We start from the raw sequence: 12,876 nt of genomic DNA, 5'->3' as shown, positions 1-12,876 counted from the left end.
CATATTCTTTTTGAACGGAGCGTTAGACTTACGCCAGAAAGGGTATAATCACGCTATATTAGTAAGATTCATAAGGAGGATAAATTCATGTATATTTATTTAACTTCTGGTACTGGCGATTTTTTGGAACAGGTAAAAAATAAGTATCCTAATGAACATATGATTTTAATTCATGGCGAAGGTAACTCTGTACTGATACATGAAACAGAAGGAAAAACAGTATTTGCGACACCCCGTAAATTTGAAGTGCTAGATTCAGTAAATGATTTAGAGGAACATGGTTTCTTTGTTTTCAATAATATTCCTGTAACAGATGAAGGAAGACCAGTTTTCGAGCATCGCTTTTTAGAACGTTCACGCGCTATTGAAAACGAGCCTGGCTTTGTTGCCTTCCGTTTATTAAGGCCTATCAAGAGTGATACTTACATTGTCATGACTCAATGGCATGGACCCCATTCATTTGAGGCATGGAAGAGTTCTAAAGCCTATGAAAATGCCCATGCTAGAAGAGATGATTCAACTGGGATACGCCAGCAAAATATCTTCTCATCAGCTTCTTATGTAACTACCTATAGTGCTATACCGAAAGAAGAAGATTCATAATAAGTTTAAATAATTAAAAGCTCATTTATCCAACAATATCATTGGTAAATGAGCTTTTTATTATTTTATTCTACTTTGAAACCTTCGACGTTAATTCACTAATCATCATAACAATGATGAAGGCAATATAAAACATTGGTTGTGTCATAGCACATAAGCCCACAACAATAGCTTGTGTAATCATGGCTAAACGCACAATTTGCTTCACAGCTAGTTGACGAGCATGATCTGGTAACGGATAGAGCATGTCCATTCGAAATTCGCCACTGGCTAACAGAGCTTGTTTTAACTGAATAGTTGTCGCAAAGCTGAGTGCACCCGCTACAATCCATGTAACGACAGGAATATCTACAAATGCCGCAATGATTGCTGATATAGCAGTAAGGCGTACCCATAAATAGAAATGGTCATCTGTCCGAATAAAGGTACGAAATACCAGGTACTTTTGAGCATTTCCCTGACCGTATGGTACAAATTTATAGAGCCAGTCCATCCAGCTTCGACGTCGAATGCTACCGTGTAAATGAGGTACGTCTGTAAAATAATTTGCAAAACGATAGAAGCTCATCATACGATTCTGTTCAAGCTTGACAAAATGCTCATACGGCACTGGTTCGCCAACTGATTTTTTACTAAAGACCATCAAATAAACAACACTAATAACTGTCGCGATTACTGCTAATAACAACTGCGCATGAAGCCCCATATAAACAGCAGCCGCAAAAATGACAGCTCGGATAAACCTATCTACCCAACCCATCTGCCCTCGTTCACTATAACGATAGCTGAATTCTCCTCGAACACTTAGATATTTCAACACAATAGTAAGTAAAAATATTGTCCATATTTCGACCGTTGTTAATTCAGTCACGGCTTTTAATAAAGGGATACTAACAATATAGACAATCGCTACAATCCACACTTGAGACCAAAACGTCCAAGCCAACGCCTTGCTGAAGTACAAAGACATCTTTGATTCTAAAGGTAATAAGTATACTTGATCTGGCTCTCTCAACAATGTAGTCGGACGGCTAAAGGCCAATAAAATCCCTATGATAACAGCTATCAGGACTTCTGCTGGAAAGTCTGTTTGAACAACTTTCAGCCATTCGCTATATTGATAGCCCCCTGCTCCTATTAGAAATACAAGTACGATGGCTATATGCCCTGTAAAAATAAATTGCATATATTTTTGTACTTCTCCTATATAATGCATGAAGCGAGAGGACCATACATCACGCAAGTTCTTCATGGTCCCGCTCCTTTGTCATAGCAATATAGAGGTCATCTAATGTCGCATTCGGCATAGCAAATGATTGACGTAAATCAGCCATTGTTCCTTGTGCTCGAACTTTTCCTTCATGCAATAAGATAATGCGATCACAATACTTTTCAGCTGTCGATAGAATATGTGTAGACATTAATATAGAAGCGCCTTCTTTTTTCTTTTCATCCATTTGGTCTAATAACGATTGAATACCTAGTGGATCCAATCCCACAAAAGGTTCATCAATAATATATAGACTTGGATTCACTAAAAAGGCACACATAATCATAACTTTTTGACGCATTCCCTTCGAAAAATGTGAAGGGAACCAATTTAATCTTTTCTCCATTCGAAACTCTTTTAACAGTACCTCAGAACGAGCATCCAGTGTTGCTTTGTCAATACCGTAAGCCATTGCTGTTAATTCTAAATGCTCTCTTAATGTTAGCTCATCGTACAATACAGGGGTTTCAGGAATATAAGAAAAAGCTGTACGATACTTGTCCGTATCTTCCTTTAATGTTACACCATTTAGACGAATGTCACCTTCCTTTGGCAACATTGTTCCTATAATATGTTTAATCGTTGTACTTTTACCAGCTCCATTTAAGCCAATTAAGCCAACTAGTTCACCTTTTCCAATCGTAAAAGATAGATCTTTAATAACAGGTTTTCTTGTATAACCACCTGTTACACGCTGTACCTCTAATACTGACATATTCTCACTCCTCTTCTTGTATTATATATTATCAAAAATTAGCAAATGATACAGGTTTGAGTATGATAGAATGTACTTACATATACGTTAAGGGGGAAATTCTTATGAGCGATTGCCTATTTTGCAAAATTATCGATGGTTCTATTCCAAGTACAAAAATTTACGAAGACGATCATGTCTATGCATTCACAGACATTTCACCTGTTGCAAAGGGCCATACACTATTAATTCCAAAACATCACTGCCAAGATCTATTTGAAATGCCAGAGGAAGTGGCGCGTAATCTATATGCTGTAGCGCCAAAAATTGCAAATGCTATTAAAGCAACATTTCAGCCCATTGGTTTGAATACCATTAATAACAACGGTGCTGCTGCTGGACAAACTGTTTTCCACTATCACTTACATTTTATTCCGCGTTACGATGAAAAAGAAGGGCTAGGCTTAATTTGGCAAACACAAAAGTACTCACCAGAGCAGTTGACAGAAGTAGCAGAAAGTATTAAAGCCAATCTATAAGCCATTTGTAATATTTTAACATCTGAATGTTCAGAATACTGTATTGCAAATTTTAAAAATTTAGCGTACAATCACAAATAAGTTTCGCTAGCGGTCAAGAGGACACGTTAGGAGACAAATAGATTAGCATAGTCGAGGAGAGATTCAAATGAATACAAAGAATTTAGTATTAATGGCACTATTAGTTGGTGTCGGTGCTGCACTTTATGTGGTTACACCAGGAATGGTGAATGGGATGAAGCCTGATTTTATGTTAACCATGATGTTTATTGGTATTCTGTTATTCCCAACAGTGAAAGAAACGTTCCTACTTTCTCTTTCAACAGGGGTGCTTTCAGGTTTATTTACAACATTCCCAGCAGGTCTAGTTCCAAATATTATTGATAAAGCTGTTACTGGTTTTGTATTTTTAGCTGCTTTAATCATTCTCAAAAAACTGGCAGGTCATTTCGCCGTATCTGCTGTATTAGTTGGCTTGGGAACAATTCTTTCAGGAACTGTTTTCTTAGCAGTAGCGCTTTTTGTATTTAATGCAAATGTTGGCGCGACGTTTGCGATGCTATTTATTGGCGTTGTCCTTCCAGCTGTCGTATTTAACGTTGTTGCGTTTGCCGTTATTTACCCAATTGTTTCTAAATTAGTGAAGCGCTCTAAATTCAATACAGCTATTTCTCAAATTTCATAAGTAAACATTTTAAATAATCAAAAGAAACTAAACTGTGAAGGTCAAATCATTCGTTTAGTTTCTTTTTTCTTTTTGTATTGGTGCATTTCATGGTTTAATAGTAAATAAACATGACTAGAAATGAGGTATCTAATATGAAAGCAAAACCATTTTTACTTGGACTAACTACAGGAATTATCGGGGGGACAATCGCTGTGCTTTTCTCCACGCCACAATCTGGGCAACAGCTACGTGCTTCTGTTAAACAAAATGTTGACCAAACAAAGGGTATGCTCCTTGATGTAAAACAACAAGTAGGAACTGTTAAACAATCTGTTAATACATTAACAATTGAAGTAAAAAATAATATCCCACAAATAATAAATGATTTAAAGCAAACAATTACGACTTTTACTGAAGAAATCGAACCAACGAAAAATAATTTACAACAAGAATTAGATGCTTTACAGAATTCGATAAGCGAAATCGAGAAAAACATTGCACAAATTACAGAAAATAAGAAAAAACCTCAAGAAAAAGTTAGCGACTAAAGTCCTTATCGATAGTTAGATAATCTGTATTTTTATCAAAAACTATTGCTATAATATTATTTTTTAGCCACTTTTCAATTTTTTAATTTTTCTAACTTTAAACTTTTTTCCTTTACTGCTATAATATTTTTAAAAATGTGAAAGAAAGCAGTAGGTGATGGCTTTGTCAGAGGAATTATATACACAAAAAGAAGCGATGCTTTATAGTCAAAGAATCGCACAGTTATCAAAAGCGCTGTGGAAAGCGGTTGAAAAGGATTGGCAACAATGGATTAAACCTTATGATTTAAATATTAATGAACACCATATTTTATGGATTTCATACCATTTAAAAGGCGCTTCCATTTCTGATGTTGCGAAATTTGGCGTGATGCATGTTTCTACAGCATTTAATTTCTCCAAAAAATTAGAAGAGCGTGGCTTTCTCAAGTTTTCCAAGCGTGATGACGATAAACGTAATACGTATGTTGAACTTACAGAAGCTGGCACAGAGCTCATTATAGAGATGAATAAAAACTACCATAATACGTATCATTCCGTACTGGAAGGATCATTAGCATTAAAAGATTTATATGGCCGTTTCCCTGATTTTTTAGATGTAATGGCTGTTATTCGTAATATCTATGGTGAAGATTTCATCGATATTTTCGAACGCTCTTTCCAACATTTCCGTGATTCCTTTGACACACTAGAAGAACGCACACCTGTAAAAGGATAAGACGAAGCTTCAAACTGCACATAATTTTTCCTGCAATTATTTATAAGTTGAACAAAAATGAGTTATACTACTGTTCATTCAGGAATGAGTCATGTGAAAGGAGGTATTTCAGAAATATTTCTGAAGTACCTCCTTTTTCTTGCATTCTAACATAATTCAATTTACATTAAATAGGACACTTCCTATTCGGAGTTGATAAAAAACCATGCATTGCTGGAAAATTTTAAATTTAGAACATCATTACGGTACTACGCGTATTATTATAATGGGTGTCATTACTTTTTTATTGGTCTTTTCTGTTTCGTATGTAACGTTTAATTTATTTAATGAAGAGCATTATACAGATCGACTATTCTGGCTCTTTGTGATAGCTGTGCTAACACTTTATCCCATTCACAAATTTTTGCACTTTGTGGCCCTATTTGATTTACGCCAACATTTAAAATTACGTGTACGTAGTCAGTTTTATATAATTCCTGTTTTACACATGCGAATTCGAGAGCCATTATCTAAAAATCGATACATCTTAGCATTACTTACGCCTTTTATCGTTCTAAATACTAGTATTATAGTTGGAACATGGCTTTTACCAGCCTATACCCATTATGGGACATTGCTGTTAGCCTATCACTGTAGTCTGTGCCTGATTGATATCCTTTACGTAAAGTATCTCTTGAATTCACCTAAAAATTCACAAATAGAGGAAACACCTAAAGGCTATGAAATTTTAGTTCCACCGACCGTTCACTAAATGGCTTGTACTTGTTTTTTATTGACGTTCTTTGTTATGCTATTACTATTGAAAGAGGGGAGGAATAGACTTGCTATTAATGATTGTAGTTCTATTCTCGGTATTCTATTTATTTCAAATTAACCGCATGACATATGCTCTATGCATGCGACGTGAAATTCCCGAAGAAAACCAACCAAAAATATTCCGAACTATAAATATACTTATTACTATCCTACTTGTCTCATTCTACATTGAAATTTTATATGCAGTTTAACAGAAAAATCCATTACGCCTCGGCGTAATGGAATCTAATTTTTTGGGGCTTTTTTTGAAAAGGCCCTTTTTTAAAAAAGTGCACCATCCGCGCCCGTCCGCACGCTCGAAGATAAGTCGAGCCCCCCATGCAACAACTTTTACTAATCAAATAAATTGTTTAGAACCTAAGGCATGCGGCGCGAATGTCTAACATTGTTAAGAAAAGCTAAGAGTTGATGCTCTTAGCTTTTCGCTGTTTTATTAATTAGTATAGGAACGCTGCACCAACGATAATTAATAAAATAAATAACACAACTAATAAAGCAAAGCCTGAGCCGTAGCCACCGCCACCGTATCCTCCGTTGCCCATAACTTCACCCCCTTTCTTTCTATATCCTATGCGCTTCAAAATTTGAAATATAGGCAATACTCAAGGGGGAACCATTTTGTTTTTAAAACGTTTATGTTATAGTAAAAAATGGACGAAACCATGTTAGGAGAGAATATCCACTATGAAAAAGACAGTTTTATCTTTAACTTTAGCTGCGTCTGTATTAGCGCTTGGTGCTTGTAGCGGCGGAGATAGCAAAGCAATCGTTACTTCTAAAGTGGGCGATATTTCAGTAGCTGATTTTAATGAAAAGGCAAAAGCTTTAACAGGCTCATATGTAATGCAGCAAATGGTGACTGAAAAAGTTTTAGCTGACAAATATGAAGTAACAGATAAAGAAATCAAAGAAGCGTATGACACAACTGCATCACAATTTGGTGATGGCTTTACACAAGCGCTTGCTGAAAGTGGCTTAACAGAACAGGGCTTTAAAGATTCTTTACGTGTTCAACTTCTTCAAGAGAAAGCTTTGAAAGATCAAGCCATTAAAGAAGAAGATGTGAAAAAATACTACGAGCAAATGAAAACAGAATTAAATGGTCGTCATATTTTAGTAGCAGATGAAAAAACAGCAAAAGAAGTAATTGAAAAAATTAAGGGTGGCGCTAAGTTTGAGGACGTTGCAAAAGAGTACTCAACAGATACTGGCTCTGCTCAAAAAGGTGGAGAGCTTGGATGGTTCTCTGTAGGTTCAATGGTAGACGAATTTAACGATGCTGCTTATGCTCTTGAAGTAAATACATTAAGTGAGCCAGTAAAATCTAGCTTTGGTTACCATGTAATTGAAATTACGGACAAGCGTGATGTAAAAGGTGTTGGTTCATTTAAAGACGAAGAAGAAAACATTCGTTCAACTATGTTAAGTAAACTGAACCAAACTGGTGAAGCTCAAACGATTCTCAAAGATATCGTTGCTAAAATGGCTAAAGATGCCGATGTGAAAACATCTGATAAAGATTTAAAAGAACCGCTTAAATTCTTTACAACAACAAGTGAAGAACAAGCAAAAGCAGCTGAAGAAGCAGCTAAAAAAGCTGAAGAAAATGCGCCAAAAGAGGATTCCGAAGATAAAGCAGAAGATACTGACAAGGAATCTAAATAATTAGAGTCTAGTGTAACAAAAAGAGAAGCACCTGATACATCAGATGCTTCTCTTTTTTACTCTATTTTACTTTAAATTGGCTAATTTCAGTTTGCAGGTCATTTGACATTGTTTGAAGAACATTTGCAGCACTTGCTATTTCCTCATTAGAAGCACTTTGTTGCTCGATAGATAAAGCAATATGCTGTATGCCCGAAGATGTGCCATTCGCTATGCCAACGACTTCTTTTACAGCCTCATCTGTTTGACTTGCTTTCTCATTGACACGCAAGACAATATCCTTTACTTCCATTGTACGATGACTTATCTGTTGCAAATATACGACTATATTTTTAAAGGTATCGCCTGTCTGTTCAACTGATTCACGACCTTCCTCCACAAATTGCGTCCCACTATTAATAGCATAAACAGCACTGGAGGTTTGGTTTAAGATATCATCCACCAATGATCGAATATTATGTGCAGCCTTCCCAGATTCCTCTGCTAGCTTTCTTACTTCATCTGCTACTACTGCAAAGCCTTTTCCAGCCTCTCCTGCACGAGCTGCTTCAATAGATGCATTTAATGCAAGCAAGTTTGTTTGATCTGTAATACTTGTAATCAACGCTACAATCGTACTGATTTCCTTTGATTTTTCACCTAAAGCATTCACAACTGCGGTTGACTGATGAACAGATTCATTTATGGTATTCATTTTTTCAATCGTTTGTTCAATTAACTGTAATCCTAAATCAGCCTTTTGGTTTGTTTCATTTGCTATTGAGGCCATTTCCTGTACAGCAGAGGATGCATGATCCATATCTTTAGTAATTAAATGTTGTGATTCAGATAATAAATCCATTTGCCTTAGTTGTCCTTCTGCACTGGAGGCAATTTCCCCAATGGCACTAGAAATAGTTTCAACTGTTTGACTACTTTGCTCGGTAATCGTTGTAAATTCCTTTGTAAAGGTAGATACATCTGTCGATGCTTTATTCGCCTTTTCAATGACCGTCCCAATTTGTTCTAGCATATGATTAAATTCAGTTGATAATTGACCAATTTCATCTTTTAATCGATCGTCAATGCGAACAGTTAAATCGCCATCAGCAGCTTGGGTCATAGCATTTAACACACGCTTTACACGCCTTAAGACAATATACCTTGTACATAACGAAATAATTACCGTGCCAATAAATAACGAAATAAATGTATTAATGGCAACTCCAGCACTTCCATTCAAATGCACTACCTTCTCGAATTGACGACTAACAAATTCTGAAATATGGGAGCTAATAAATAAACTTATGCCGATAGCTAGTATCATTTTGAAAATTAAACTTTTCCAAAACTTAATTTTTCGTGAAAAAAGTCCCTTTGTATCCATTACTTTTCCCCATTCCTATAATTTCTCTCTCTATTCTAAATTAAATATTCCCATTGGTACAATAGTTAGGCACTACAATTGAATTTATGAATATTTAGACTCAGAGAAATTAATAACGAATAGCTAGACAGTAACGTCAGTTTAAGGGCTGATTGATACTGCTGTTTAAATAGTAGGCTTATAGAATGAACGATTATCAAGAGGGAAGAGTCTCTCTGTAAATTCCCCTGGTGTTGTTTTACCTAACGCCCTTGTTAACATATTCATCTTTGCATCAATGTTATCGATATAATGCAAAATTTCCGCTTCCTGAATCATAGGTTTTTTTGGGCTACCCCACTCTTCTTTCCCATGGTGAGACAATACCATATGTTGTAACAGCATGACTTCCTCACCTTCAATTTCAAGCTCACTAGCAATCTTAGCAATTTCATTTACCATAATCGTAATATGACCTAATAAATTGCCCTCCACTGTATACATTGTGGCAACTGGGCCTGATAACTCTACAACCTTGCCTACATCATGTAAAATAATCCCAGCATATAATAAGTCACGATTTAATGTTGGATATAGATCAGCAATGGCTTTACCTAGTTTGAGCATGGAGACCATATGATCTAATAAACCTGACGCATAGTCATGATGATTTTTAGTCGCTGCTGGAAAAACTAAAATAGCCTCTTGATGTTTTTTAATTGCTGCTCTTGTAATTCGTGAGATATTAGGGTTTTTAATGTCAAAGAAAAATTGCGTTAATTCTTCATATAGTTGTTCTTTTGGTGTTGCAGAGGAAGGCACTAAATCATGAATAGCAATTCCTTCCTCTGGCTTTGCAACACGGATAGATTTAATACGCAATTGATTCTTTCCTCTATAGTCATGAATCTCTCCGCCAACACGTACAATGGCTTCCGCATGGTACATCTTTTCATGATCCTCATTCGTGTCCCATAGCTTTGCCTCTATATCCCCACTCTTATCTTGTAATATTAGCGACATAAATGGCTTTCCAACGGTTGTAACCCCTTTTGTCGCTTGTTTTATTAATAAAAATTGATCAACTACTTCTCCAACTTGGAGCGTCGTAATCCCTTTCATGTTGACGCCACTCCCCTTTCATTTGCTAATGCTCCTATATCGACAATCTGCTCTTTCTTCCAATAGTTGAGCATTGTGTCATGACAAGTAAAATACAAAATTTGACGTTCATACCCTACTTCTTTCATTAATTGTACCATTTTGTCTGTGCGGTTTCGATCAAAATGGACAAAAGGATCGTCCATAATCATTGGAAATGGAGCAGCACTCACTAGGGTTTTTGCTAGAGCCATTCGCAATGCAATATAAGCTTGCTCTTTGGTAGCCTGTGACAACTCCACCATTTGATAACGTATTCCTGCAGCATCCTGTGCTACAAAGTAACCATCCTCATGAATCGAAAGTTTGTCATAGTTTCCTCCTGTTAGTAAACGGAATACAGCATTTACCTCTTCAAGGACATGAGGTAATTTTTCTTCACGAAGACGGAATAGGGTTTCATGAATAGCTGTCGCCACCGCTTTTCTAGTTGCCCACTGCTCAATTAACTGCTGCAATTCTGTTTTCTCCTGCTCAAACTGTTGAAGTAATTGACCATACTTTTCATCATTTAATAGCTGTTCTTTTTCCATAAGCAAAGCAGCACGTTGTTCCAGACATTGATCAATTTCTAGTTGCAATGATTGCTGCTCTTGTTCCAAAGCAAATATGCGTTCGCTAACAGAGTCCTCAATCAGATTTTCCTTCTGTTGAAGATCGAGTGAAGATAATTGAGCCTGGACGGTTTGCAATTCTGTCTCAATTTTTCTTCTCTGTTCAAATTGCTCATGCATTTCATAATAAGCCTGTTCATTTTGGATCTTTGCTTCTTTGAATAGCTCGTACATTTCAGCAGTATAACGATCCATTCTTGATTGTCCACCTTCTATTTTTATTTGGACGCTGGCTAGCTGATCTTTTGCATGCTGTGCTTGCTGCTGTTGCTGTTGTGCTTCAAGGTAGGCTGTTCGTAAATGCATATAAATTTCATGTTCATCATAGGCTCCATCTAAAACCCGCTGAAGCTGCTCATAAATGCTGTTCTTTTCTACCTGCGTTTCTTGCAACAGACTTGAGGTACTGTTTCTTTTAGCTGCTAATTCTTGTACACCACGAATACGCATAAATAATTCGGGCATTAGCGATCTGGCTATCGTTCCTTGTAAGCGATAACGCTTTAAAAAATGCTGGAGTGTTTGAGTGGCTTCTTCACTCTCCACCTCCGTTAGTTGAATTTTATATTCAAGAGAAGTATATTGCTGCTCCTTCTCTTTCTGCTGTTCCTTGATGTGTAACAAGCGATCTTCATATCTTTGCTTCTTTATAAGAACTGCTTGTACTGTCAATTCCTCTTGCTCTAACTCCCGTAGGAGGATGCTGTGCTCTTTATTAGTAGGTTCATCTGCTTGCTTAACATATCGAATAAACAAAAAGGTTAGCAATGATAAAACTGCTCCAATTAGGATTACAATTATGTTTTTTTCAAATACACCATAAGCAAATGACATGAAGCCAATCAGTAGTACAAGCCAGATAAAGTCATGAGGCTTCTTCTGCTTACTTCGTTGCGATTTGGCAGCACGTAATTGCTCAAGCCTTCGCTTTTGTTGAGGCCATTGTGCTAAAATATGTTCTTCCTCACTTGTTAATGACTCATCCATTAGCTGTTGTTTCTGTTTGGCTATTGCATCTAATTCTAGGTGTACTTGCTCTAGTGAACGTAGATGAAATTTTAGCTCTTCCTCCGCCTCCTCTAATTTACTTAATTGAAGCTGAAATTGTTGCTCCTGTTGGAGTGAAACTGTTTCGTTCAAAAGATTTTCTTGTGCTTCTTTCTCTGTTACACCTAGTAAACGAAACTGTGCTTCAATTTCTTGTTCGAGCAAAAATAGATCATCCTGAAGATTTTGCTCTTTCACTATTAGCTGATGCCATGTTGCTTCCTTTTGCATAAGGTAAGCCATTTCATTAACCTTTTGCTCATCCACTGTAGCAAGTATTTTCTCCTGCAATGTTTGATGCTGCTCCTTTAATTGCATCAGTTGTTGGCTTTCATGTAACAGACGATCCTTTACTTGCTCATATCGTCTGATACCCTCTGAAGGAAACTGAACATGTTGAAAATTGGTCATTGTCTGTTGCAACGTCTGTTGCTGCTTGAGAAGAGGGAGTGCTTGCTTTTGAACAGTTAATTGCTGCCATCGTTGCTGTTGCCGTTTTTGCGTACCAAATAGCTGTTCCAACTTTTGCTCAAGTAATTGTAATTGCTGTAATTTATCCTCAAAGGTTTGAATCTTCCCCTGTTCCTGTTTAATCGTCCGCTCAAGTTGCTTTAATTGTTCAATTTTTTGATTAATCAATGGCACTTTACCTGTCTTTTTAAACAGCTCACTAGCCTCTTTATCCATTTTCTTTTCAAGGTTGGATAGATACTGAATACCTGTTGTACCAGAGGCAAGTAGCAAATGGGTTAGCTCCTCTTCAGACATTTTTTCAATACCTTGTAGTTCATGCAATGAAAAAGAAAAAATGGCTTCAAAGGATGCCCTAGAATAACCATATAAAAGCTTTACTAACAACGCCTCATGCCCCGTTGTTCCATCCTCTAGGTAGACAGTAACATCACCAGCAGCCTTTCCTTTCACACGTTCAACTGTACATTGCCCATAAACTGGGTGCAAAAGTGTCAGCTGACCTCCATATTTCGTTGAAATTTTCGGCTCATATTTGCGCTGTATCTGCTGCCTTGTTGGGAAACCAAAAAGCATTTGTAGTATAAACTGCTGAATCGTCGTTTTTCCTGCTTCATTTAATCCATAAAAAATAGTGACACCATCATTTAACGAAATGGAGATATTTTCATGCTTACCAAAGCCATATATTTGGATTTTCTGTATTGTCAGCATGTAA

The 12,876-nt window shown here is 36.6% G+C and carries 14 protein-coding genes; 8 read left to right on the top strand and 6 right to left on the bottom strand.

What is annotated here, in order from left to right:
• Nucleotides 1-87 precede the first annotated feature (87 nt).
• Entirely contained in the window at nt 88-603 is a 516-nt protein-coding gene (locus EW028_RS12505; RefSeq protein WP_131521108.1) for an antibiotic biosynthesis monooxygenase family protein, read from the top strand.
• Nucleotides 604-673: 70 nt separating this feature from the next.
• On the opposite strand, the gene EW028_RS12500 is transcribed toward EW028_RS12505, so the two are convergent.
• Both EW028_RS12500 and EW028_RS12495 read right to left on the bottom strand, forming a co-directional pair.
• Nucleotides 674-1,855, bottom strand: coding sequence for an ABC transporter permease (locus tag EW028_RS12500; RefSeq protein WP_131521107.1), 1,182 nt, complete (start codon nt 1,853-1,855; stop codon nt 674-676).
• Entirely contained in the window at nt 1,839-2,588 is a 750-nt protein-coding gene (locus tag EW028_RS12495; protein WP_131521106.1) for an ABC transporter ATP-binding protein, read from the bottom strand. The genes EW028_RS12500 and EW028_RS12495 overlap by 17 nt, the downstream gene beginning before the upstream one ends.
• Before the next feature lie 104 nt (nt 2,589-2,692).
• Here EW028_RS12495 and EW028_RS12490 point away from each other — a divergent pair, with 104 nt between their 5' ends.
• From EW028_RS12490 to EW028_RS26415, 6 genes are all read left to right on the top strand, one after another.
• Nucleotides 2,693-3,106 (top strand): HIT family protein, encoded by a 414-nt coding sequence (locus EW028_RS12490; RefSeq protein WP_131521105.1) that lies wholly within the window; start codon nt 2,693-2,695, stop codon nt 3,104-3,106.
• A 148-nt stretch (nt 3,107-3,254) separates the two neighbouring features.
• Complete coding sequence (locus tag EW028_RS12485; protein WP_112116634.1) at nt 3,255-3,791, top strand: tryptophan transporter; 537 nt, start codon at nt 3,255-3,257, stop codon at nt 3,789-3,791.
• Between the two features lie 134 nt (nt 3,792-3,925).
• Complete coding sequence (locus EW028_RS12480) at nt 3,926-4,321, top strand: YtxH domain-containing protein (RefSeq protein ID WP_131521104.1); 396 nt, start codon at nt 3,926-3,928, stop codon at nt 4,319-4,321.
• Nucleotides 4,322-4,478: 157 nt separating this feature from the next.
• Nucleotides 4,479-5,039 (top strand): HTH-type transcriptional regulator Hpr, encoded by a 561-nt coding sequence (locus EW028_RS12475; protein ID WP_004230760.1) that lies wholly within the window; start codon nt 4,479-4,481, stop codon nt 5,037-5,039.
• 205 nt (nt 5,040-5,244) lie between these two features.
• Nucleotides 5,245-5,790 carry a DUF3267 domain-containing protein gene (locus EW028_RS12470; RefSeq protein WP_016992098.1) on the top strand — a complete coding sequence of 182 codons (546 nt, stop codon included), beginning with the start codon at nt 5,245-5,247 and terminating at the stop codon, nt 5,788-5,790.
• A 70-nt stretch (nt 5,791-5,860) separates the two neighbouring features.
• On the top strand, nt 5,861-6,046 hold the full coding sequence (locus EW028_RS26415) for a hypothetical protein (protein WP_008173337.1): 186 nt from the start codon (nt 5,861-5,863) through the stop codon (nt 6,044-6,046).
• A gap of 246 nt (nt 6,047-6,292) precedes the next feature.
• On the opposite strand, the gene EW028_RS12460 is transcribed toward EW028_RS26415, so the two are convergent.
• Nucleotides 6,293-6,397: a YjcZ family sporulation protein gene (locus tag EW028_RS12460; protein ID WP_004230765.1), complete on the bottom strand. Its 105-nt coding sequence runs from the start codon at nt 6,395-6,397 to the stop codon at nt 6,293-6,295.
• 142 nt (nt 6,398-6,539) lie between these two features.
• On the opposite strand from EW028_RS12460, the gene EW028_RS12455 reads away from it, so the two are divergent.
• On the top strand, nt 6,540-7,520 hold the full coding sequence (locus EW028_RS12455) for a peptidylprolyl isomerase (protein WP_131521103.1): 981 nt from the start codon (nt 6,540-6,542) through the stop codon (nt 7,518-7,520).
• A gap of 61 nt (nt 7,521-7,581) precedes the next feature.
• On the opposite strand, the gene EW028_RS12450 is transcribed toward EW028_RS12455, so the two are convergent.
• The 3 genes from EW028_RS12450 to EW028_RS12440 form a co-directional block, all read right to left on the bottom strand.
• Nucleotides 7,582-8,886: a methyl-accepting chemotaxis protein gene (locus EW028_RS12450; RefSeq protein WP_131521102.1), complete on the bottom strand. Its 1,305-nt coding sequence runs from the start codon at nt 8,884-8,886 to the stop codon at nt 7,582-7,584.
• A 165-nt stretch (nt 8,887-9,051) separates the two neighbouring features.
• Nucleotides 9,052-9,987, bottom strand: a complete 936-nt coding sequence (gene yhaM / locus EW028_RS12445; protein WP_048391758.1) for a 3'-5' exoribonuclease YhaM — start codon at nt 9,985-9,987, stop codon at nt 9,052-9,054.
• Complete coding sequence (locus EW028_RS12440; RefSeq protein WP_131521101.1) at nt 9,984-12,872, bottom strand: ATP-binding protein; 2,889 nt, start codon at nt 12,870-12,872, stop codon at nt 9,984-9,986. The genes yhaM and EW028_RS12440 overlap by 4 nt, the downstream gene beginning before the upstream one ends.
• Nucleotides 12,873-12,876: the final 4 nt, after the last annotated feature.

The organism is Lysinibacillus sp. OL1 (assembly GCF_004332175.1).
GTDB classification, from domain to species: Bacteria; Bacillota; Bacilli; order Bacillales_A; family Planococcaceae; genus Lysinibacillus; species Lysinibacillus capsici.
Note: the sequence above shows the minus strand (reverse complement) of the source record. Positions and strands in the feature narration are given on the sequence as shown.